21 protein-coding genes are annotated in these 23,046 nt (G+C 69.0%); all 21 read left to right on the top strand.

Annotated features, from left to right (window positions below):
* Window positions 1-3: 3 nt before the first annotated feature.
* Window positions 4-1,062, top strand: a complete 1,059-nt coding sequence (gene thrC, locus ACIBTS_RS33250; RefSeq protein ID WP_099935928.1) for a threonine synthase — start codon at window positions 4-6, stop codon at window positions 1,060-1,062.
* A gap of 280 nt (window positions 1,063-1,342) precedes the next feature.
* Window positions 1,343-2,272 carry a homoserine kinase gene (gene thrB, locus ACIBTS_RS33245; protein ID WP_319675507.1) on the top strand — a complete coding sequence of 310 codons (930 nt, stop codon included), beginning with the start codon at window positions 1,343-1,345 and terminating at the stop codon, window positions 2,270-2,272.
* A 408-nt stretch (window positions 2,273-2,680) separates the two neighbouring features.
* Window positions 2,681-4,714: a transcription termination factor Rho gene (gene rho / locus ACIBTS_RS33240; protein WP_399324364.1), complete on the top strand. Its 2,034-nt coding sequence runs from the start codon at window positions 2,681-2,683 to the stop codon at window positions 4,712-4,714.
* A 144-nt stretch (window positions 4,715-4,858) separates the two neighbouring features.
* Window positions 4,859-6,673 carry a trypsin-like serine protease gene (locus tag ACIBTS_RS33235; protein ID WP_399324362.1) on the top strand — a complete coding sequence of 605 codons (1,815 nt, stop codon included), beginning with the start codon at window positions 4,859-4,861 and terminating at the stop codon, window positions 6,671-6,673.
* Window positions 6,674-6,843: 170 nt separating this feature from the next.
* Window positions 6,844-7,980 carry an LCP family protein gene (locus tag ACIBTS_RS33230; protein ID WP_399324361.1) on the top strand — a complete coding sequence of 379 codons (1,137 nt, stop codon included), beginning with the start codon at window positions 6,844-6,846 and terminating at the stop codon, window positions 7,978-7,980.
* 195 nt (window positions 7,981-8,175) lie between these two features.
* A complete protein-coding gene (gene rpmE, locus ACIBTS_RS33225) occupies window positions 8,176-8,400 on the top strand; it encodes a 50S ribosomal protein L31 (RefSeq protein ID WP_079659527.1) in 225 nt (74 codons plus the stop codon).
* A 106-nt stretch (window positions 8,401-8,506) separates the two neighbouring features.
* Window positions 8,507-9,583: a peptide chain release factor 1 gene (gene prfA / locus ACIBTS_RS33220; RefSeq protein WP_079659526.1), complete on the top strand. Its 1,077-nt coding sequence runs from the start codon at window positions 8,507-8,509 to the stop codon at window positions 9,581-9,583.
* A 45-nt stretch (window positions 9,584-9,628) separates the two neighbouring features.
* The gene (gene prmC, locus ACIBTS_RS33215; RefSeq protein ID WP_079659525.1) at window positions 9,629-10,474 is read left to right on the top strand and encodes a peptide chain release factor N(5)-glutamine methyltransferase; all 846 of its coding nucleotides are present in this window, start codon (window positions 9,629-9,631) and stop codon (window positions 10,472-10,474) included.
* A 53-nt stretch (window positions 10,475-10,527) separates the two neighbouring features.
* A complete protein-coding gene (locus tag ACIBTS_RS33210) occupies window positions 10,528-11,175 on the top strand; it encodes an L-threonylcarbamoyladenylate synthase (protein WP_319675503.1) in 648 nt (215 codons plus the stop codon).
* Window positions 11,172-11,849 (top strand): protein-tyrosine-phosphatase, encoded by a 678-nt coding sequence (locus ACIBTS_RS33205; protein WP_319675502.1) that lies wholly within the window; start codon window positions 11,172-11,174, stop codon window positions 11,847-11,849. The genes ACIBTS_RS33210 and ACIBTS_RS33205 overlap by 4 nt, the downstream gene beginning before the upstream one ends.
* A gap of 274 nt (window positions 11,850-12,123) precedes the next feature.
* Complete coding sequence (gene glyA, locus ACIBTS_RS33200; RefSeq protein WP_399324358.1) at window positions 12,124-13,362, top strand: serine hydroxymethyltransferase; 1,239 nt, start codon at window positions 12,124-12,126, stop codon at window positions 13,360-13,362.
* 174 nt (window positions 13,363-13,536) lie between these two features.
* On the top strand, window positions 13,537-14,853 hold the full coding sequence (locus ACIBTS_RS33195; RefSeq protein WP_399324356.1) for an MraY family glycosyltransferase: 1,317 nt from the start codon (window positions 13,537-13,539) through the stop codon (window positions 14,851-14,853).
* 302 nt (window positions 14,854-15,155) lie between these two features.
* Window positions 15,156-15,569 carry a hypothetical protein gene (locus ACIBTS_RS33190; RefSeq protein WP_079659518.1) on the top strand — a complete coding sequence of 138 codons (414 nt, stop codon included), beginning with the start codon at window positions 15,156-15,158 and terminating at the stop codon, window positions 15,567-15,569.
* Between the two features lie 222 nt (window positions 15,570-15,791).
* Window positions 15,792-16,601, top strand: coding sequence for a F0F1 ATP synthase subunit A (gene atpB, locus ACIBTS_RS33185; RefSeq protein ID WP_079659517.1), 810 nt, complete (start codon window positions 15,792-15,794; stop codon window positions 16,599-16,601).
* Window positions 16,602-16,676: 75 nt separating this feature from the next.
* Complete coding sequence (gene atpE / locus ACIBTS_RS33180; RefSeq protein ID WP_067259277.1) at window positions 16,677-16,922, top strand: ATP synthase F0 subunit C; 246 nt, start codon at window positions 16,677-16,679, stop codon at window positions 16,920-16,922.
* A gap of 40 nt (window positions 16,923-16,962) precedes the next feature.
* A complete protein-coding gene (locus tag ACIBTS_RS33175; protein ID WP_079659516.1) occupies window positions 16,963-17,514 on the top strand; it encodes a F0F1 ATP synthase subunit B in 552 nt (183 codons plus the stop codon).
* Complete coding sequence (locus ACIBTS_RS33170) at window positions 17,511-18,332, top strand: F0F1 ATP synthase subunit delta (RefSeq protein ID WP_399324353.1); 822 nt, start codon at window positions 17,511-17,513, stop codon at window positions 18,330-18,332. The genes ACIBTS_RS33175 and ACIBTS_RS33170 overlap by 4 nt, the downstream gene beginning before the upstream one ends.
* Before the next feature lie 134 nt (window positions 18,333-18,466).
* Window positions 18,467-20,056, top strand: coding sequence for a F0F1 ATP synthase subunit alpha (gene atpA / locus ACIBTS_RS33165; RefSeq protein WP_079659514.1), 1,590 nt, complete (start codon window positions 18,467-18,469; stop codon window positions 20,054-20,056).
* A gap of 21 nt (window positions 20,057-20,077) precedes the next feature.
* On the top strand, window positions 20,078-20,998 hold the full coding sequence (locus ACIBTS_RS33160) for a F0F1 ATP synthase subunit gamma (RefSeq protein WP_399324351.1): 921 nt from the start codon (window positions 20,078-20,080) through the stop codon (window positions 20,996-20,998).
* On the top strand, window positions 20,998-22,434 hold the full coding sequence (gene atpD / locus ACIBTS_RS33155) for a F0F1 ATP synthase subunit beta (RefSeq protein WP_319676024.1): 1,437 nt from the start codon (window positions 20,998-21,000) through the stop codon (window positions 22,432-22,434). Before ACIBTS_RS33160 ends, atpD begins: the two co-directional genes overlap by 1 nt.
* Window positions 22,435-22,546: 112 nt before the next feature.
* On the top strand, window positions 22,547-22,921 hold the full coding sequence (locus tag ACIBTS_RS33150; RefSeq protein WP_079659511.1) for a F0F1 ATP synthase subunit epsilon: 375 nt from the start codon (window positions 22,547-22,549) through the stop codon (window positions 22,919-22,921).
* Window positions 22,922-23,046: the final 125 nt, after the last annotated feature.

Genomic DNA, 23,046 nt, shown 5'->3' with positions numbered 1-23,046 from the left:
GCAATGACCCACCAGTGGCGCGGAATCATCGAGGAGTACCGGGACCGGCTGCCGGTATCCGACAGCACGCCGGTCGTCTCCCTCCGCGAGGGCGGCACGCCCCTCGTGCCCGCGCAGGTGCTCTCCGAGCGCACGGGCTGCGAGGTCCACCTCAAGGTGGAGGGCGCCAACCCGACCGGGTCCTTCAAGGACCGCGGTATGACCATGGCCATCACGCGGGCCAAGGAGGAGGGCGCGCAGGCCGTCATCTGCGCCTCCACCGGCAACACCTCCGCGTCCGCCGCCGCCTACGCGGTGCGCGCCGGCATGGTCTGTGCCGTGCTCGTCCCGCAGGGCAAGATCGCGATCGGCAAGATGGGCCAGGCCCTCGTGCACGGCGCGAAGATCCTCCAGGTCGACGGCAACTTCGATGACTGCCTCACGCTCGCGCGTGATCTGTCGGACAACTACCCGGTGGCGCTGGTCAATTCGGTCAACCCGGTGCGCATCGAGGGTCAGAAGACGGCCTCGTTCGAGATCGTGGACATGCTCGGGGACGCCCCCGACATCCACGTCCTGCCGGTCGGCAACGCGGGCAACATCACCGCGTACTGGAAGGGTTACAAGGAGTACGCCGCCGACGGCATCGCCGCGCGGACGCCTCGCATGTGGGGCTTCCAGGCGTCCGGCAGTGCGCCCATCGTGCGCGGCGAGGTCGTCAAGGACCCGTCGACGATCGCCACCGCGATCCGCATCGGCAACCCCGCCTCCTGGAAGTTCGCGCTGGCGGCGCAGGAGGAGTCCGGCGGCTTCATCGACGAGGTGACGGACCGTGAGATCCTGCGCGCCTACAGGTTGTTGGCCGCGCAGGAGGGCGTCTTCGTGGAGCCCGCGTCCGCCGCGTCCGTGGCCGGTCTGCTGAAGGCCGCCGAGCAGGGCAAGGTCGACCCGGGACAGCGCATCGTCTGCACCGTCACCGGCAACGGCCTGAAGGACCCCGACTGGGCCGTCGCCGGCGCCCCGCAGCCGGTCACCGTCCCGGTCGACGCGGCCACGGCGGCCGAGCGCCTCGGTCTGGCCTGAGCGACAAACCCGGGCTCGACCGGGCGGACCGGGCGGGCCGGGTCGTCCTCGGCCGGGTAATCCCTGTAAGGGGTGCACAGGGGGTTTACGACACGCATCGTGCGCCTCCTGTGCGCCCTATGTCGCCGCAGAACCTTCCTTCGATAGGCTGTACTGAACCCGCCCGCCGCATATGCCGCAGTGCCGCGTCGTCACCGCGTCGCCGTCGGGCCTCAAGGGTCCTCACATACCCATCGAATGTCATTCGACAGTCCCGCAGCTCAAGGAGAGTCATCGCGAGATGGCCGGTCCCGCCTTCCGCGCCGCCCCCGTCCGGGTGCGCGTCCCCGCCACCAGCGCCAACCTCGGCCCGGGCTTCGACGCCTTCGGCCTCGCGCTGGGGCTCTACGACGACGTGGTCGTCCGGGTGGCCGACTCCGGGCTGCACATCGACATCGCGGGGGAGGGCAGCGAGACGCTGCCGCGCGACGAGAAGCACCTCCTCGTCCGCTCCCTGCGCACCGCCTTCGACGCCCTGGGCGGCCAGCCGCGCGGCCTGGAGATCGTCTGCGCCAACCGCATCCCGCACGGCCGGGGCCTCGGCTCCTCCTCCGCCGCGATCTGCGCCGGCATCGTCGCCGCGCGCGCGGTGACCATAGGCGGCGAGAGCAAGCTCGACGACGCCGCGTTGCTGGAGCTCGCGACCGAGATCGAGGGCCACCCGGACAACGTGGCGGCCTGTCTGCTGGGCGGGTTCACCCTGTCCTGGATGGAGTCCGGCGCCGCGCGGGCGATCAGGACGGAGCCCGCCGATTCCATCGTTCCGGTGGTTTTCGTGCCCGGAAAGCCGGTCCTCACCGAGACCGCGCGCGGTCTGCTCCCGCGCTCCGTGCCGCACGTCGACGCCGCCGCCAACGCCGGCCGTGCCGCACTGCTCGTCGAGGCCCTCACCCGCCGCCCCGAACTGCTGCTGCCCGCCACCGAGGACCGGCTGCACCAGGAGTACCGCGCCCCGGCCATGCCGGAGAGCGCGGCTCTGGTGGAGCGGCTGCGCGCCGACGGGATCCCCGCGGTGATCTCCGGTGCCGGACCCACCGTGATGGCGCTGGCCGACGCGGGCACGGCCGACAAGATCGAGGCGTCGGCCGGCACGGACTGGGCCGCGAACCGCCTGGCCCTGGACCTGCAAGGGGCGAGCGTGCTGCCCCTTGCGCCCTCCGGCGACCTCTGAAAGCACACGGTTGCCGGATTTCGAGAGGGGGAATGTTTGTTGGATCCGGTAGTGTTAATCTCAAGTCTGCACCCGACCCCACCACGGCGAGGTGCTTCGTGTCCCCGTCCGGGACAGACATTCTTCCGGGAGCTCCCCAAGCCGCACTGCGTTCCGTACGTCGTACCTGGGCAGTACGCCGTGCAGCGACGCTGAGCGGTCCACAGGGCACGCTCCGGAATCGGTGCGACCACGCCACGTGACACTGAGTGTCACGGTTCGTCGAGGAAGCGCCATCACCAGCAAATCTCTCTTCCGCCGTTTTGGCGGACCACCGCCCCGGCTTCGCCACAGCAAGGACCGAAGTCGGACAGCACAACCGGTCGCCGAGCCAGACAGGCCGACGTCCGCTCCAGGGAAGGACCCTTCGTGAGCGACACCACCGATCTGATGGGCGCACGTGTCGAGGAGACCGCTGCCGCGCCCGCCACGGACGCCTCCGCGCCTGCCACCGGTGCCGGCTCCCGGCGGCGCCGCGGTACCGGCCTCGAGGGCATGGTGCTGGCCGAGCTGCAGCAGGTCGCATCCGGCCTCGGCATCAGGGGCACCGCGCGCATGCGCAAGAGCCAGCTGATCGAGGTCATCAAGGAGGCGCAGGCATCGGGCGGCAGCGCCCCGGCGAAGGCCGAGGCCGCCGTCTCCGAGACCAAGCCCAAGCGCCGCGCCACCTCCAAGGCCCGTACGGGAGATGCCGCCGCCGAGAAGAAGGCGGACGCCGCCCCGGCCGAGGCCCCCGCCGAGAAGGCCGTGGCCCAGCAGCAGATCGAGATCCCCGGCCAGCCGGCCAGCAACGATGCTCCGGTCGAGCGCCGTCGCCGCCGGGCCACCGCCGAGGCGGGCAGCCCGGAGACGGTCGTCGCCGAGGCGAAGAGCGCCCCGAAGGCCGAGACGCCCGCCCCGGCGCAGGCCGAGGCCCAGGCGCAGCCGCAGGGCGACGCCAGGAGCGACGCCGACGGCGGCGAGGGCCGCCGCCGCGACCGCCGTGAGCGCGGTCGCGACCGTGGCGAGCGGGGGGACCGTGGCGACCGCGGTGACCGTCGCAAGAGCGAGGACCAGCAGGCCGGCCAGCCCCAGCGCGGCGGCCAGCAGCAGGGCCAGCAGCAGAGCGGCGGTCGTCAGGACCGTCAGCAGCGCGACAACGGCCCGCAGGACGACGACGACTTCGATGGCGGCCGCCGTGGCCGTCGCGGCCGCTACCGCGACCGTCGTGGCCGTCGCGGGCGTGACGAGATCGGCACCGCCGAGCCGCAGCTCGCCGACGACGACGTCCTGATCCCCGTCGCGGGCATCCTGGACATCCTCGACAACTACGCGTTCATCCGGACCTCCGGCTACCTGCCGGGCCCGAACGACGTGTACGTCTCCCTCGCCCAGGTCCGCAAGAACGGCCTGCGCAAGGGCGACCACGTCACCGGCGCGGTCCGTCAGCCCAAGGAAGGCGAGCGGCGCGAGAAGTTCAACGCGCTGGTCCGCCTGGACTCCGTGAACGGCATGGCGCCCGAACACGGCCGCGGACGCCCGGAGTTCAACAAGCTGACCCCGCTCTACCCGCAGGACCGGCTCCGCCTGGAGACCGACCCGGGCGTGCTGACCACGCGGATCATCGACCTCGTGTCGCCGATCGGCAAGGGCCAGCGCGGTCTGATCGTGGCCCCGCCGAAGACCGGCAAGACCATGATCATGCAGGCGATCGCCAACGCGATCACGCACAACAACCCCGAGTGCCACCTGATGGTCGTCCTGGTCGACGAGCGTCCCGAAGAGGTCACCGACATGCAGCGGTCGGTGAAGGGCGAGGTCATCTCCTCGACCTTCGACCGCCCGGCCGAGGACCACACCACGGTCGCCGAGCTCGCCATCGAGCGCGCCAAGCGTCTGGTGGAGCTGGGCCACGACGTCGTCGTGCTGCTCGACTCGATCACGCGTCTGGGCCGTGCGTACAACCTCGCAGCCCCGGCCTCCGGCCGCATCCTGTCCGGTGGTGTCGACTCGACCGCCCTGTACCCGCCGAAGCGCTTCTTCGGTGCGGCCCGCAACATCGAGGACGGCGGCTCGCTGACCATCCTCGCCACCGCCCTGGTGGACACCGGGTCCCGCATGGACGAGGTGATCTTCGAGGAGTTCAAGGGCACCGGCAACATGGAGCTCAAGCTCGACCGCAAGCTCGCCGACAAGCGGATCTTCCCGGCGGTGGACGTGGACGCGTCCGGTACCCGTAAGGAAGAGATCCTGCTCGGCAACGACGAGCTGGCCGTCGTCTGGAAGCTGCGCCGGGTGCTGCACGCGCTCGACCAGCAGCAGGCGATCGAGCTGCTTCTCGACAAGATGAAGCAGACGAAGTCGAACGGCGAGTTCCTGCTGCAGATCCAGAAGACGACGCCGTCGCCGGGCAACAACGACTGACGTCACGCACCACATCCATGAGGGCCGCCCCTGTGCAGGGGGCGGCCCTCATCGGTTCTTCACACGCGGGATACGATCTCGCTCTTCAAACATCTTGACCCGAACTTCCTGAAACGAACTTCTTGATCCCGAGGGGGGACTCGAGTGGGTACACCCACGTCCGGGGACAGCGGCGGTCGACACAGACGCCGGATACGGATCGCCCTGCCCGTTGTCGCGGCCGGGCTGGCCGCGGCGGTCGCCGGCGCGCTGTTCCTGTCGTCGGCCCAGGCCGCGGAGACGCCGCCGACGCCTGCGCCCGCCAGGACGATGTCGGCCGAGGAGCTCAAGGAACGGGCCCCTCTCGCCGTGGCCGGCGACGAAACGCCGGGGGCGAGGTCCAAGGCGGCCCTGAGCGCGAGCACGAGCGCCGCCAAGGTCAGCCCGAAGATCATCGGCGGCACCACGACGACGATCACCACCGCGCCGTGGATGGCCCAGCTCTGGTACTCCGACGACCGGGGCACCGATACCACCAGCGACGACATCGGCTTCTTCTGTGGCGGCTCCGTCATCTCGCCGACGAAGATCCTCACCGCCGCGCACTGCGTGAAGGGCTACAACTGGTATGCCCACGGCTGGGCCGTCACGGGCAGCACGCAACTGATGTCAGCCGACGGCGACGTGCACGGCGGCACCGTCTCGTTCGTCTCGCGGCAGTGGAACCACTGGTCGTACAGCGACTCGACCCTCGACAACGACATCGCCGTGCTGACGCTGGAGACCCCGGTCAAGGCCACGCCGATCAAGATGACGACGAACACCGACAGCGCCTCGTACGCGACGGGCACCAAGGCCACGCTGTACGGCTGGGGCCGCACCAGCTCCGCCTCTCAGGACATCTCCGACACCCTGAAGACGGCCGAGCTGCCGATCCAGTCGAACACGACCTGCGCGGCCGCCTTCCCCGCCGGCTACTACATCAAGGGCCACATGGTGTGCGCGGGCACGCCCGCCACTGGCAGCGACGAGGGCACCACCACCGCCTGCAACGGCGACTCCGGCGGCCCGCTGGTCGTCAAGAACACAGCCGGCGAGTACCGGATCGTGGGCGTCGTCTCCTGGGGCGTGGAGAACTGCGTGGAGAGCGGCGCGTTCAGCGTCTTCAGCAAGATCTCCACGTACGCCGCCAGCGCCTACCCGCGCGTCGACGACACCAACTTCAACGACGACCACCTCGCCGACCTGTGGGTGCGCACTGCGTCCAGCAAGGCCGGCCGTGAGCTGTACTCCAAGGGCGCCTCGCTGGCCGGCGGCGACTCGTGGGGCAACATGAGCGCCTACAACCTCGTCGTGCAGACCGACCTGGACCGGGACGGTATCCAGGACCTGATCCTGCGCCGCGCCTCGGACGGCGACGTCTTCTGGAAGCACTGGGTGACCTCCAGTGCGACCTGGGACACCAAGTTGGTCGGCGACAACTGGAAGACCCGCACGCAGATCGTCGCCCCCGGCGACGTCACGGGCGACTACCTTCCCGACCTGCTCGCCGTCGACTCGGCCGGCGCGCTGTGGGTCTACCCGGGCAAGGGCAACGGCACCTTCGCCGCGCCCGTCAAGAACGGCACGGGCTGGAACCAGTACAACGTCGTGCGCGGTCACGGCGACTTCACCTTCGACGGCAAAGCGGACCTGCTGGCCCGCAACAAAACCACCGGCGAGCTGTTCCTCTACAAGGGCAACGGCACCGCCACGGCGGCCTTCGCGGCCCGTATAAAGGTCGCCACCTGGACCAATACGACGTACAACGTCATCGCCACCGTCGGGGACGTCAACGGCGACGGTCTGGCCGACGTCCTGGCCCGTACCCCGGCCGGCACGCTGTACCTGTTCAAGGGCACCGGAAAGGCCACGAGTGCGATCTTTGCCACAAGGGTCTCACTCGGGACGACCTACAAGCAGTACGACATCTTCGGCTGAGTCCGGCCGAAACCGCAGGTGAGCGGGGGTGCTCCCAGCTCGCTCGCGTCACTCTCCGTGCCCGGTCCCCAGCGGATCGGGCACGGAGCGTTGTGCAACCCTGTCCCGAGTTTCCCCGTCTGACCTGGCGGAGTGACGATGGTGAGGTTGCACGACAACAGAGGAGCAAAGTGTCCGCCGAGAGCACGCCGGAGCCCGGCATACCGGGTGAGGCCGGCACAACGAGCGGGGCGGCCGACAGCAACGGTCCGCGCCACCGCAAGGAGCGGGGCAGGCGCAAGGGGCTGCTGATCGCCGCGTGGACGGCCGCGGGCATCGTCGTGCTGGGCGGCACGGGTATGGGCTACCTGTACTTCAAGCTCAACGGCAACATCAAGAGCGTCGACATCGACCAGGCGCTGGGCACCGACCGACCGACCAAGGTCGACAACGGCTCCGAGAACATCCTGGTCCTCGGCTCGGACACCCGCTCCGGCGCCAACAAGCAGCTCGGCGGCGGCACCGACGACGGCAGCGCCCGCTCCGACACCGCGATGATCATCCACGTGTACGAGGGCCACCAGAAGGCCAGCGTGGTCTCCATACCGCGCGACACCCTCATAGACCGCCCCTCGTGCACCGACACCAAGGGCGTCACCCACGACGCCGCCTCCGACGTCATGTTCAACTCGGCGTACTCGACCGGTGGCGCGGCCTGTGCGGTGAAGACGGTCGAGTCGATCAGCGGCGTCCGTATGGACCACTACCTGGAGGTCGACTTCTCGGGCTTCGAGAAGCTCATCGACGAACTCGGCGGCGTCCAGGTCACCACGACCAAGGCCATCAAGGACTCCGACAGCCATCTGAACCTCAAGGCCGGCACGCACACGCTCACCGGCAAGCAGGCCCTCGGCCTGGTCCGCACCCGGCACGGCGTCGGCGACGGCTCCGACCTGGGCCGCATCCAGCTTCAGCAGGCGTTCATCAAGGCCCTGGTCAACCAGGTGAAGCACATCGGCCTGTTCAGCAGCGGCACCAAGCTGTACGACCTCGCCAACACCGCCACCAAGGCCGTCACGACCGACTCCGACCTCGGCTCGCTGAACTCCCTGATGTCCTTCGCGAACGGCCTCAAGGGCATCAGCTCGACCAACATGAACATGGTCACGATGCCGGTCCGGTACGACCCCTCCAACCCCAACCGGGTCATCGTCGCCGAGACGAAGGCCAAGCAGGTCTGGACGGCCCTCAAGAACGACCAGGCCATCCCGAAGACAGCCACGGAAGGCAACGCCACGGGCGAGGCAGCGGGCGTCGTGACATCGTGACGTCATACGTGGAGATCGGGCTGCCGTCCACGGGGAAGCCGCCTCGGACCGCGCACCACCCCCAGGGAATAGATGACACCCGCCCCCGGTTTTGGGGGATGCGGCCAGTGCTGGCAGACTGGTACGTCGGCTCCGGTTCACGTTTGTCGTATCCCGCGGCAGCGACCCGGCGCCCTCCCGAAACTAGGAGACACCTTGAAGCGCGACATCCACCCCGAGTACGTCGAGACGCAGGTCAGCTGCACCTGTGGCGCCTCGTTCACCACCCGTAGCACGATCGAGAGCGGTGCCATCCGCGCCGACGTCTGCTCCGAGTGCCACCCGTTCTACACGGGCAAGCAGAAGATCCTCGACACCGGTGGCCGTGTGGCCCGCTTCGAGGCCCGCTTCGGCAAGGCCGCCGCAGGCTCCAAGAAGTAGCGAGCCCCAAGCGCCGGTCCACGGTCGTGTCCCCGCCCAGGGGCACACCGGGACCGGCGTTTTTGGTCGCCCGCCCTTCCCCCACGTACGTCATCAGGAGCCCACCATGTTCGAGGCCGTCGAGGAACTGCTCGGTGAGCACGCCGACCTGGAGAAGAAGCTCGCCGACCCGTCGGTCTTCGCCGACCAGGCCAACGCGCGCAAGCTGAACAAGCGCTACGCCGAGCTGACCCCCATCGTCGGCACGTACCGCTCCTGGAAGCAGACCGGCGACGACATCGAGACCGCCCGCGAGTTCATCGCCGACGACCCCGACTTCGCCGCCGAGGTCAAGGAGTTGGAGAAGCAGCGCGAGGAGCTGACCGAGAAGCTGCGGCTGCTGCTCGTCCCCCGGGACCCGTCCGACGACAAGGACGTCATCCTGGAGATCAAGGCCGGCGCCGGCGGTGACGAGTCCGCTCTGTTCGCGGGCGACCTGCTGCGCATGTATCTCCGCTACGCGGAGCGCGTCGGCTGGAAGACCGAGATCATCGACGCCACCGAGTCCGAGCTGGGCGGCTACAAGGACGTCCAGGTCGCCGTGAAGACCAAGGGCGGTCAGGGCGCGACCGAGCCCGGACAGGGCGTGTGGGCACGGCTGAAGTACGAGGGCGGCGTGCACCGGGTGCAGCGGGTGCCCGCGACCGAGTCCCAGGGCCGGATCCACACCTCCGCCGCCGGTGTGCTCGTGACGCCCGAGGCCGAGGAGGTCGACGTCGAGATCAATGCCAACGACCTGCGCATCGACGTCTACCGGTCCTCCGGCCCCGGCGGGCAGTCCGTCAACACCACCGACTCCGCCGTGCGCATCACGCACATTCCGACCGGAGTCGTCGCCTCCTGTCAGAACGAGAAGAGTCAGCTGCAGAACAAGGAGCAGGCGATGCGTATCCTGCGCTCCAGGCTGCTCGCGGCGGCGCAGGAGGAAGCGGAGCGGGAGGCCGCCGACGCCCGCCGCAGCCAGGTCCGCACGGTCGACCGCTCCGAGAAGATCCGCACGTACAACTTCCCGGAGAACCGCATCTCGGACCACCGGGTCGGCTTCAAGTCGTACAACCTGGACCAGGTCCTGGACGGCGATCTCGACGCGGTGATCCAGGCCTGCGTCGACGCGGACTCGGCCGCCAAGCTCGCAGCCGCGTAAGCGTTGTAGGACGTACGCACGACGAGTACGACACGGAGGACTTGCGTGAACCTGCTGCTCGCAGAGGTGGCCCAGGCCACCCAGCGGCTGGCCGACGCCGGCGTGCCCTCGCCGCGCAACGACGCGGAGGAGCTCGCCGCGTTCGTGCACGGCGTGAAGCGCGGTGAACTCCACTCCGTGAAGAACTCCGACTTCGACGCCCGTTACTGGGAGGTCATCGCCCGGCGTGAGCAGCGCGAGCCGCTGCAGCACATCACCGGGCGGGCCTTCTTCCGGTATCTGGAGCTCCAGGTCGGGCCCGGGGTCTTCGTGCCGCGCCCCGAGACCGAGTCCGTGGTCGGCTGGGCCATAGACGCCGTACGCGCCATGGACGTCGTCGAGCCCCGCATCGTCGACCTGTGCACCGGCAGCGGCGCCATCGCGCTCGCCCTCGCCCAGGAGGTGCCGCGCTCGCGTGTGCACGCCGTGGAGCTGTCCGAGGACGCCCTGCGCTGGACGCGGAAGAACATGGAGGGGTCCAGGGTCGACCTGCGTCAGGGAGACGCCCTGGACGCCTTCCACGACCTCGACGGCCAGGTCGACCTGGTCATTTCCAACCCGCCGTACATCCCGCTCACGGAGTGGGAGTACGTGGCGCCGGAGGCCCGGGACTACGATCCCGAACTCGCCCTGTTCTCGGGCGAGGACGGCCTCGACCTGATCCGCGGCATCGAGCGCACCGCGCACCGGCTGCTGCGTCCGGGCGGCGTCGTCGTCATCGAGCACGCCGACACACAGGGCGGCCAGGTGCCGTGGATCTTCACCGAGGAGCGGGGCTGGGCCGACGCGGCCGACCACCCCGACCTCAACAACCGTCCGCGCTTCGCCACCGCCCGCAGGGCGATGCCGTGAGCGCGCCCCATACGTTCGACCCGCAGCAGTACGTGTACGAGGAGGCTCGCTAAATGGCACGGCGATACGACACCAACGACGCGACCGACCGCGTGACCGGTCTGCGCGAGGCAGCCTCCGCCGTCCGCCGTGGCGAGCTCGTGGTCCTCCCGACCGACACGGTGTACGGCATCGGCGCCGACGCGTTCTCCTCGGAGGCCGTCGCCGACCTGCTGGAGGCCAAGGGCCGGGGCCGCAACATGCCCACCCCCGTCCTCATCGGCTCCCCGAACACGCTGCACGGTCTCGTCACGGACTTCTCCGAGCTGGCCTGGGAGCTGGTCGACGCGTTCTGGCCGGGCGCCTTGACGCTCGTCGCCAAGCACCAGCCGTCCCTGCAGTGGGACCTCGGCGACACCCGTGGCACGGTCGCCGTGCGCATGCCGCTGCACCCGGTCGCCATCGAGCTGCTGACGGAGGTCGGCCCGATGGCGGTGTCCTCCGCCAACCTCACCGGCCACCCGGCGCCGGAGAACTGCGACTACGCGCAGGAGATGCTCGGCGACTCGGTCTCCGTGTACCTCGACGGCGGCCCGACCCCCGGCAACGTCCCGTCGTCGATCGTCGACGTCAGCCGTGAGGTGCCGCTGCTGCTGCGTGCGGGCGCGATCTCCGCGGACGAGCTGCGCAAGGTCGTACCCGACCTCGAGGTGGCGAATTGACAGCCCCTGACGCGGGGCGTGGCATAGGCAACGGGGAACGTGCCGCGGAACAGACGACGACGTTCGGGTTTCCGCGCGACACCTTCCGCATCCTCCACGTCAGCACCGGCAACGTCTGCCGCTCGCCGATCACCGAGCGGCTGACCAGGCATTTCGTGTCGCAGCGACTCGGGGTGCTGGGCGGCGGGCTGATCGTGGAGAGTGCGGGCACCTGGGGCCACGAGGGCGCGCCGATGGAGGCCAACGCGGAGACCGTGCTGGCCGACTTCGGCGCGGACGCGACCGGGTTCACCGGCCGCGAGCTCCTCGACGAGCACGTCATCATGGCCGATCTGGTCCTGACGGCGACTCGTGACCACCGCGCCCAGGTCATCTCCATGGGCCACTCGGCGGGCCTGCGCACCTTCACCCTCAAGGAGTTCACCCGCCTGGTGAACGCCATCGACCCCGCCACGCTGCCCCCGCTCGACGAGGGCGTGGTGATGCGCGCCCGTGCCCTGGTCCGCGCGGCGGCCGCGCTACGCGGGTGGCTCCTGGCCCCCACCCTGGAAGCGGACGAGGTCTACGACCCCTACGGCGCCCCCCTCCCCTTCTTCCGCTCGATCGGCGACGAAATACACCAGGCCCTGGACCCGGTGGTGACAGCACTCACGGGAGTGCCGGCGCGGACCTGAGGCGGGCGGGTGGAGCCGGCGGTCGGAGGCCGCCGCAGCGGCCCGCTGCCCGGGAGGCCCGCAGGGGCCGAGCGGTGCGAGGGGTGCGTTCGGGGATGGATCCCGGTGGTGACAGCACTCACGGGAGTGCCGGCGCGGACCTGACGGGGGGCGGGGAGGGCACCCGGCGGTGACGACAGGGGGCGCGGTGCGCGCTTGGGTGCAACAAGCCGCGCACCTCACCCTCCCCGGGCCTACATTGGACGTACGTCACCGTCGACGCCCGGAGTGTCATATGTCGGTCACCCATGCCCCCGAGGCCGATGTCCTGCGCCGGCAGGACCCCGAGCTGGCCGAGATCCTGCTCGGGGAACGGGAGCGGCAGGCGACGACGCTGCAGTTGGTCGCCGCGGAGAACTTCAGCTCGCCCGCCGTGCTGGCCGCTCTCGGCTCGCCCCTCGCCAACAAGTACGCGGAAGGGTATCCGGGGGCCCGCTACCACGGCGGCTGCGAGATCGTGGACGTCGCCGAGCGCATCGCCGTGGACCGCGCCAAGGCGCTGTTCGGCGCCGAACACGCCAACGTCCAGGCCCACTCGGGATCGTCCGCCATGCTGGCCGCCTACGCGGCGCTGCTGCGGCCCGGCGACACCGTCCTCGCGCTCGGGCTGCCCTACGGCGGTCATCTCACGCACGGTTCGCCGGCGAACTTCTCCGGGCGCTGGTTCGACTTCGTGCCCTACGGGGTGGACGCGGAGACCGGGCTCATCGACCACGACCAGGTGCGGACGCTGGCCCGCAGCCATCGGCCCAAGGCGATCGTGTGCGGCTCCATCGCCTACCCGCGCCATCTCGACCACGCCTTCTTCCGGGAGGTGGCCGACGAGGTCGGCGCCTATCTCATCGCCGACGCCGCCCACCCCATCGGCCTGGTCGCCGGGGGAGCGGCGCCCAGCCCGGTGCCGTACGCCGACATCGTGTGCGCCACCACGCACAAGGTCCTGCGGGGGCCGCGCGGCGGGATGATCCTCTGCGGGAGCGAACTCGCCGAACGGGTCGACCGGGCCGTGTTCCCGTTCACGCAGGGCGGCGCGCAGATGCACACGATCGCCGCGAAGGCGGTCGCGTTCGGCGAGGCGGCAACCCCGGCGTTCTCGGCGTACGCCCATCAGGTCGTCGCCAACGCGAGGGTTCTCGCGGCCGCCCTGGAGGGGGAGGGGCTGGTCGTCACGACCGGCGGTACCGACACCCATCTCATCACCGCCGACCCGGCGCCCCTCGGGGTCGACGGGCGCGTGGCGCGGGGTCTGCTCGCGGCCGCCGGAATGGTCCTGGACTGCTGCGCGCTGCCGCACGATCACGCCCGTGGCCTGCGTCTGGGCACCGCCGCGGTGACCACGCAGGGCATGGGGGAGCAGGAGATGACCCGGGTCGCGGCGCTGCTGGCGGGGGTGCTGCGGGAGGAGATCGAGGCGAAGAAGGCCCGCGACGAGGTGCGCGAGCTGAGCCTGGCGTTTCCGCCGTATCCGGGCTGAACCGGGGTAGGCGCGCCCCGTGCACACCCTGGGGCGCACCCCCCGTACGCCGCTTCGCACAGCCTCACGTGAAACCATCGTCACTACCCGGAAGTCCTCACACATATGCGCCGTGTAGGAGTCGATCGCTAGGGTGTGGGACTGAGATGGCCAGCGAGACCTGTGGGGAAGCCTGTGCGTGAATACCTGCTGACGCTCTGCATCACGGCCGCGGTGACGTATCTGCTGACCGGGCCGGTACGGAAGTTCGCGATCGTGGCCGGAGCGATGCCGGAGATCAGGGCCCGTGACGTGCACCGGGAACCGACTCCGCGACTCGGCGGGATCGCCATGTTCTTCGGCCTGTGCGCCGGTCTGCTGGTCGCCGACCATCTCACCAACCTCAACGAGGTCTTCGAGAAGTCGAACGAGCCGCGCGCCCTGCTCTCGGGAGCCGCGCTGATCTGGCTGATCGGCGTCCTGGACGACAAGTTCGAGATCGACGCCCTGATCAAGCTGGGCGCGCAGATGATCGCCGCGGGTGTGATGGTGATGCAGGGTCTGACGATCCTGTGGCTGCCCATCCCGACCGTGGGCACGGTCGCGCTGACCCAGTGGCAGGGCACCCTGCTCACGGTGGCCCTGGTCGTCATCACCATCAACGCGGTCAACTTCGTCGACGGCCTCGACGGTCTCGCCGCCGGCATGGTGTGCATCGCGGCGGCCGCGTTCTTCATGTACGCCTACCGCATCTGGTACTCGTACGGCATCGAGGCCGCCGCCCCGGCGACGCTGTTCGCGGCGATCCTGATGGGGATGTGTCTGGGCTTCCTGCCGCACAACATGCATCCGGCGCGGATCTTCATGGGTGACTCGGGCTCGATGCTGATCGGGCTGGTGCTGGCCGCGGGCGCGATCTCCGTGACGGGCCAGGTCGACCCCGATGTGATGAAGCTGTTCTCCGGGTCCGAGCGCAACGCGGTCCACCAGATGGTGCCGGTCTACATCCCGCTGCTGATGCCGCTGACGATCATCGCGATCCCGGCCGCCGACCTGATCCTGGCGATCGTGCGCCGCACCTGGCGCGGCAAGTCGCCGTTCGCGGCGGACCGCGGGCATCTGCACCACCGGCTGCTGGAGATCGGCCACTCGCACAGCCGCGCGGTGCTGATCATGTACTTCTGGTCGGCGTTGATCGGGTTCGGGGCGCTCGCCTATTCGGTCAACTCGGCTTCCATGTGGATCGTGCTGGGTGTGGTGTTCCTCAGTGCGATCGGGCTGGCGCTGCTTCTGCTTCCGCGCTTCACGCCGCGTGCGCCGCGTTGGGCCGAGGCCTTCGTCCCGCCGCGCTACCGACGCCGTCGTGCCGCCGTGGCCGCCGCGCAGGAGCAGCCCGCGCTCTGTCCGGCCGCCGTCGCCGAGGAGCCGCAGACGCCGGTCGGGGTGGGTGTGGCGAGGGTCAACGGGGCGACCGCGATCGGTGGCCGCCGCAGCTCCAAGGTAAGAATCTGACTAGAGCATTGCCAACTCGTGGGAGAAGCGGGAGGGGGCAAAGTCCCCCATTACCAGACAACCTCCCCCGGTTCCTGCACAGACGCGCACTGTCACTCTCATGTGTGACGCCGAGCACACCTTCCAGGTAAAGACCTCATCAAATAGTTTGTGATACGGTTCACGAGAACCCCCGGATAGAGCCGAAAGGCCTCAGTGCGACGGTCTTTCGGAGCGAGGTGGCGTGAGGTCTCTCGCCCCTCGGGCCGGGACTACGCTCGTCCATGACGACACCTGCCCCCCTTGAATGCGGAGTTGCCGCCATGCAGTCCAACGACGTACGAACGCTCCTGCACTGTGCCCTGCCCACCGCGCTCGCGGGTGCGGCGGGAGTCGCGGTGAGCGCCGCCGTTGCCGGCGGCAAGGGAGCGCTCGGCGCCGTCCTCGGCGCGGTACTCGTGCTGCTGTTCATGGGCGGCGGACTGGTGGTGCTGCTGCGCACCGCGCGCCAACTTCCTCATCTGTTCCAGTCGATGGGGCTGTTGCTCTACACCACCCAGATCCTGCTGCTGATGATCGTGCTGATCACGTTCAAGGGGACCTCGGCCTTCAACCCGAAATGCTTCGCCTTCACGCTGCTCGCGTCCACCCTGGTGTGGATGGCGGCCCAGGTGCGCTCGCACATGAAAGCCAAGATCCTCTACGTCGAGCCGGATTCCGCTCGGACGTCGTCGTGACCTGTAGGGCCGGTGTAAAGGGACTTCCGCTCTTTTGCTATGGTCTCGCCACAACTGCGGCAGAGCTGGCGCGGGCGGCAAGCGTGCCTGTGACGTCTCACGGTTCGGAGCCCAGTCGCCGCCCCCTTATCCGCAAGTCCAGTCCAGTGCCGTCCCGCGGTCGCAGGCCGCGCCGACACATCGAGGTTGCCGTACCCATGCGCCACGCTGAAGGAGCTCGCGGTGAGTAACGCCAAGACGCTCGCCTTCGAGACCGACTGTCATATTTTCGACGGGTGCGGTTTCCCGACCCCCGGCCTGCACTCGTTCATGTTCGAGCCGCTCTTCACCGTCGGCGGCATCGAATTCAACAAGCCGATGCTGCTCTCGCTGGTGAGCACCGTCCTCGTCATCGGATTCTTCTGGGCCGCCTTCAACAAGCCGAAGCTGGTTCCGGGCAAGCTCCAGATGATCGGCGAGGCCGGCTACGACTTCGTACGCCGCGGGGTCGTCTACGAGACGATCGGCAAGCGCGAGGGCGAGAAGTACGTCCCGCTGATGTTCTCGCTGTTCTTCTTCATCTGGATCATGAACCTCTGGTCGATCGTCCCGGTCGCCCAGTTCCCGGCCACGGCGGTCATCGCCTTCCCGGCCGGTCTCGCCGCGCTCGTCTACATCGTGTGGATGAGCATCACGTTCAAGCGCCACGGCTTCGTCGGCGGCTTCAAGAACATCACCGGCTACGACCGTTCGCTCGGCCCCGTGTTCCCGATGGTCATGTTCTTCGAGTTCCTCTCGAACGTGTTCATCCGGCCCTTCACGCACGCCGTCCGGCTCTTCGCCAACATGTTCGCCGGCCACGTGCTGATCCTGATCTTCACCATCGGAACCTGGTACCTGCTCAACGGCATCGGCATCGCCTACTCGGCGGTCTCGTTCCTGATGGTGCTCGTGATGACGGTCTTCGAGCTGTTCATCCAGGCCCTCCAGGCCTACGTCTTCATCCTCCTGTCCTCCAGCTACATCCAGGGCGCGCTCGCCGAGCACCACTGAGCACGCTGATCACCATCCCCTGAACTTCCGGTGGCCAACCCCCACCGGCCTGTGTAAAGAGAAGGAAGTTACGGCATGTCCGCTCTCGACACCCTCGCCGCGGTCGAAATCAAGGGCAACCTCGCTGCCATCGGCTACGGTCTCGCGGCCATCGGCCCCGGCGTCGGCGTTGGCATCATCTTCGGTAACGGCACCCAGGCGCTGGCCCGCCAGCCCGAGGCCGCCGGCCTCATCCGCCAGAACCAGATCCTCGGCTTCGTGCTCTGTGAGGCGCTCGCCCTGATCGGTCTGGTCATGGGCTTCGTCTACCCGTCTGCCTGACGGTCTCGGCCGACGAGAGAATTCCACGGAAGGAACTGATGTGATCTCGCCCTTGCTGCAAATCGCGGCTGAGGAGGAGTCCCAGAATCCTCTGATCCCGGAGATCCCCGAGCTCGTCATCGGTCTGATCGCGTTCGCGATCGTGTTCTTCGTCCTGGGCAAGAAGCTCCTTCCGAACATCAACAAGGTTCTGGAAGAGCGCCGCGACGCCATCGAGGGCGGGATCGAACAGGCCGAGATTGCTCGGACCGAGGCTCAGAGCGTTCTGGAGCAGTACAAGGCACAGCTTGCCGAGGCCCGTCACGAGGCCGCGCGACTGCGCCAGGAGGCACAGGAGCAGGGCGCCGCGCTCATCACAGAGATGCGCGCGGAAGGCCAGCGCCAGCGCGAGGAGATCGTCGCCGCCGGACACAGCCAGATCGAGGCGGACCGCAAGGCCGCCGCGTCCGCGCTGCGTCAGGACGTCGGCAAGCTCGCCACTGAACTGGCCGGCAAGCTCGTCGGCGAGTCCCTCGAGGACCACGCCCGCCAGAGCCGCGTCATCGACCGCTTCCTCGACGAGCTCGAGGAGAAGGCCGAGGCGTCTCGATGACCGCACACGGAGCGAGCCGCGAGGCATTCGCAGCAGCCCGTGAGCGTCTCGACGCGCTCACGGACTCCACGTCCGTGGACGCGGCGCAGCTGGCCGGCGAGCTGGCGGCCGTCACCGCGCTGCTCGACCGCGAGGTCGGCCTGCGCAGGGTCTTCACCGACCCGGCGCAGGCGGGCGACGCCAAGGCCGACCTGGTCCAGCGCCTCCTCGGCGCCCAGATCAGCGCCACCACCGCCGATCTGGTGTCCGGCACGGTGCGTTCCCGCTGGTCGCAGTCCCGCGACCTGGTGGACGTGCTGGAGGAGCTGGCGAACATCGCCGACCTCACCGCCGCACAGCAGGCCGGCACGCTCGACGACGTCGAGGACGAGCTGTTCCGCTTCGGGCGGATCGTCTCCTCCAGCACCGGGCTGCGCGCCGCACTGACCGACCGGAAGGCCACCGTCTCGGCCAAGAGCGAGCTGCTGAGCAGCCTGCTCGGCGGCCGGGCCGACGCGGCCACCGAGCGACTGGTGACGCGCCTCGTGACCGCGCCCCGGGGACGTAGCCTGGAAGCGGGCCTCGAGGCCCTGTCCAAGCTCGCCGCGGAGCGCCGGGACCGCATGGTCGCCGTCGTCACCTCGGCACTGCCGCTGAGCGACCCGCAGAAGCAGCGCCTCGGCGCCGCCCTCGCGAAGCTCTACGGCCGCCCGATGCACCTCAACCTCGACGTGGACCCCGAGGTCCTCGGCGGGATCCGGGTGCAGGTCGGCGACGAGGTGATCAACGGCTCCCTCGCGGACCGCATCGAGGACGCCGCCCGCCGCATGGCGAGCTAGCAGCAACTCAAGACCGCAGTACGAACTGATGGCGGCCCTGGTTGGGCCGTGCAGAGGATTCACCTCTTTCAGGGGGGAGTCCCCATCCCCCCAAAGTGAAACTTCGGGCCCAACAAGGAGAGCAGGGAACCCAGATGGCGGAGCTCACGATCCGGCCGGAGGAGATCCGGGACGCGCTGGAGAACTTTGTCCAGTCGTACAAGCCGGACGCGGCCTCGCGCGAGGAGGTCGGTACGGTCACCCTTGCCGGCGACGGCATCGCGAAGGTCGAGGGCCTGCCCTCGGCCATGGCCAACGAACTGCTGAAGTTCGAGGACGGCACCCTCGGCCTCGCGCTCAACCTGGAAGAGCGCGAGATCGGCGCCGTCGTCCTCGGTGAGTTCAGCGGTATCGAGGAGGGCCAGCCGGTCACCCGTACCGGTGAGGTCCTGTCGGTCGCGGTGGGCGAGGGCTACCTCGGCCGCGTCGTCGACCCGCTCGGCAACCCGATCGACGGCCTCGGCGAGATCGAGACGTCCGGCCGCCGTGCCCTGGAGCTCCAGGCTCCGGGTGTCATGGCCCGTAAGTCGGTGCACGAGCCGATGGAGACCGGCTACAAGGCCGTCGACGCGATGACCCCGATCGGCCGTGGTCAGCGTCAGCTGATCATCGGTGACCGCCAGACCGGCAAGACCGCCCTGGCCGTCGACACGATCATCAACCAGCGTGACAACTGGCGCTCCGGTGACGTGAAGAAGCAGGTCCGCTGCGTCTACGTCGCCATCGGCCAGAAGGGCTCGACCATCGCCTCCGTGCGTGGCGCCCTCGAAGAGGCCGGCGCGCTGGAGTACACGACCATCGTCGCCGCCCCGGCGTCCGACCCGGCCGGCTTCAAGTACCTGGCGCCGTACACCGGTTCGGCCATCGGTCAGCAGTGGATGTACGAGGGCAAGCACGTCCTCATCATCTTCGACGACCTCTCGAAGCAGGCCGACGCCTACCGCGCCGTGTCGCTGCTGCTGCGCCGCCCGCCGGGCCGTGAGGCCTACCCGGGTGACGTCTTCTACCTGCACTCCCGTCTGCTGGAGCGCTGCGCGAAGCTCTCCGACGACCTGGGCGCCGGCTCGATGACCGGTCTGCCGATCGTCGAGACGAAGGCCAACGACGTCTCGGCGTTCATCCCGACCAACGTCATCTCCATCACCGACGGCCAGTGCTTCCTGGAGTCCGACCTGTTCAACGCCGGCCAGCGTCCGGCCCTGAACGTCGGTATCTCGGTGTCCCGCGTCGGCGGCTCCGCCCAGCACAAGGCGATGCGCCAGGTGTCCGGCCGACTGCGCCTCGACCTCGCCCAGTACCGTGAGCTGGAGGCCTTCGCCGCCTTCGGTTCCGACCTGGACGCCGCGTCGAAGTCCCAGCTGGAGCGTGGCCAGCGCCTGGTCGAGCTGCTCAAGCAGCCGCAGTACCAGCCGATGCGGACCGAGGACCAGGTCGTCTCCGTGTGGGCCGGCACCACCGGCAAGATGGACGACGTTCCGGTCGCCGACATCCGCCGCTTCGAGACGGAGCTGCTGGAGTACCTGCACCGCAAGGAGCAGGGCCTCATGACCTCCATCAAGGAGGGCGCCAAGATGTCGGACGACACCCTCATCGCTGTTGCCGACGCGATCGCCGAGTTCAAGAAGCAGTTCGAGACCTCGGACGGCAAGCTTCTCGGCGAGGACGCCCCGGCCGCGGCCAAGTGACGTAAGGAAGGGACCTGACTCATGGGAGCCCAGCTCCGGGTCTACAAGCGTCGCATCCGATCCGTCACCGCGACCAAGAAGATCACCAAGGCGATGGAGATGATCGCCGCCTCGCGTGTCGTCAAGGCGCAGCGCAAGGTGGCGGCCTCCGCGCCGTACGCGACCGAGCTCACCCGCGCGGTCACGGCGGTCGGTACCGGCTCGAACACGAAGCACGCGCTGACCACGCAGGCCGAGACGGTCGTGCGGTCCGCGGTGCTGCTCCTGACGAGCGACCGTGGTCTCGCCGGCGCCTTCAACTCCAACGCCATCAAGGCCGCGGAGCAGCTGACGGCGCGCCTCGAGGCCGAGGGCAGGCAGGTCGACACGTACATCGTCGGCCGACGTGGTCTCGCGCACTACAACTTCCGCGAGCGCAAGGTCGCGTCGTCGTGGTCGGGCTTCACGGACGAGCCGTCGTACGCGGACGCCAAGAAGGTCGCGGCCCCCCTGATCGAGGCCATCGAGAAGGACACGGCGGACGGCGGCGTGGACGAGATCCACATCGTCTTCACCGAGTTCGTCTCGATGATGACGCAGACGGCGCTCGACGACCGTCTGCTGCCGCTCAGCCTCGACGAGGTGGCCACGGAGTCCGCGGCGCCGAAGGGCGAGATCCTTCCGCTGTACGACTTCGAGCCCTCGGCGGAGGACGTCCTCGACGCCCTTCTGCCGCGCTATGTGGAGAGCCGCGTCTACAACGCTCTCCTCCAGTCGGCAGCTTCGAAGCACGCCGCCACGCGGCGCGCGATGAAGTCGGCGACCGACAACGCCGGAGAGCTCATCGAGACGCTCTCCCGCCTCGCCAACGCGGCCCGCCAGGCCGAAATCACCCAGGAAATCAGCGAGATCGTCGGTGGCTCCGCAGCCTTGGCCGACGCGACCGCGGGGAGTGACAGGTAATGACGACGACAGTTGAGACGGCCGTTGCCACGGGCCGCGTCGCCCGGGTCATCGGCCCGGTCGTCGACGTGGAATTCCCCGTCGACGCCATGCCGGAGATCTACAACGCCCTTCACGTCGAGGTGGCCGACCCGGCCCTCGCCGGCGAGAAGAAGACGCTGACCCTGGAGGTCGCCCAGCACCTGGGTGACGGCCTGGTCCGCACCATCTCGATGCAGCCCACCGACGGTCTGGTCCGCCAGGCCGCGGTCACCGACACGGGTACGGGCATCACCGTCCCGGTCGGCGACTTCACCAAGGGCAAGGTGTTCAACACCCTCGGTGAGGTGCTGAACGTCGACGAGACCTACGAGGGCGAGCGCTGGTCCATCCACCGCAAGGCCCCGCGCTTCGACGAGCTCGAGTCGAAGACCGAGATGTTCGAGACCGGCGTCAAGGTCATCGACCTGCTGACCCCGTACGTCAAGGGCGGCAAGATCGGTCTGTTCGGCGGTGCCGGCGTCGGCAAGACGGTGCTCATCCAGGAGATGATCTACCGCGTCGCCAACAACCACGACGGTGTCTCCGTGTTCGCCGGTGTCGGTGAGCGCACCCGTGAGGGCAACGACCTCATCGAGGAGATGGCCGACTCGGGCGTCATCGACAAGACCGCCCTGGTCTTCGGCCAGATGGACGAGCCCCCGGGCACCCGTCTGCGCGTGGCCCTGGCCGGTCTGACCATGGCGGAGTACTTCCGCGATGTGCAGAAGCAGGACGTGCTGTTCTTCATCGACAACATCTTCCGCTTCACGCAGGCCGGTTCCGAGGTGTCGACCCTGCTCGGCCGGATGCCCTCCGCGGTGGGTTACCAGCCGAACCTGGCCGACGAGATGGGTCTCCTCCAGGAGCGCATCACCTCGACCCGTGGTCACTCGATCACCTCGATGCAGGCGATCTACGTCCCCGCGGACGACCTGACCGACCCGGCTCCGGCCACCACGTTCGCCCACCTCGACGCGACGACGGTGCTCTCCCGTCCGATCTCGGAGAAGGGCATCTACCCGGCCGTGGACCCGCTGGACTCCACGTCCCGCATCCTGGACCCGCGCTACATCGCGGCGGACCACTACAACACCGCGATGCGCGTCAAGACGGTGCTGCAGAAGTACAAGGACCTCCAGGACATCATCGCGATCCTCGGTATCGACGAGCTGGGCGAGGAGGACAAGCTCACCGTCCACCGTGCCCGTCGCGTGGAGCGCTTCCTGTCCCAGAACACCCACGTCGCCAAGCAGTTCACCGGCGTCGACGGGTCGGACGTCCCGCTGGACGAGTCGATCACCGCGTTCAACGCGATCATCGACGGCGAGTACGACCACTTCCCCGAGCAGGCGTTCTTCCTCTGTGGCGGTATCGAGGACCTGAAGGCCAACGCCAAGGAGCTGGGCGTCTCCTGAACTCCCTGAGTTCTGGTGAGGGGGCGGGCGCGTCCCGCCCCCTCACGCACGCCCCTTAGACTTGTAACCAACACCCGGCAAGACCCGCCGGGTGGTGACCCGAGGAGCCACCTTGGCTGCTGAGCTGCACGTCGCGCTGGTTGCGGCCGACCGAGAGGTCTGGTCCGGCGAGGCCACCCTGGTCGTCGCGCGCACCACGTCCGGCGACATCGGCGTCATGCCCGGTCACCAGCCGCTGCTCGGTGTGCTGGAGTCGGGCCCGGTGACCATCCGTACGAGTGATGGTGGAACGGTCGTCGCCGCGGTGCACGGCGGTTTCATCTCGTTCGCGGACAACAAGCTGTCGCTGCTGGCCGAGATCGCCGAGCTGTCGGACGAGATCGACGTCCAGCGCGTGGAGCGCGAGCTCGAGCGCGCGAAGGCGGAGGGCGACGCCGCCGCCGAGCGCCGCGCGGACGTACGACTGCGTGCGGCGGCGACGCGCTGACCCGCGAGCCTGCATGACGTCACTCAGCCGCGGGGGGGGGGGGGGGGGGGGGGGGGGGGCCGGCGGGGGGGGGGGGGGGGGGGGGGGTTTTTTTTGGGGTTGGTTTTTTTTGGTTGTTTTGTCTT

Origin of the sequence: Streptomyces sp. NPDC050121 (assembly GCF_044460385.1) — a bacterium.
Lineage (GTDB): Bacteria > Actinomycetota > Actinomycetes > Streptomycetales > Streptomycetaceae > Streptomyces > Streptomyces soliscabiei.
Note: the sequence above shows the minus strand (reverse complement) of the source record. Positions and strands in the feature narration are given on the sequence as shown.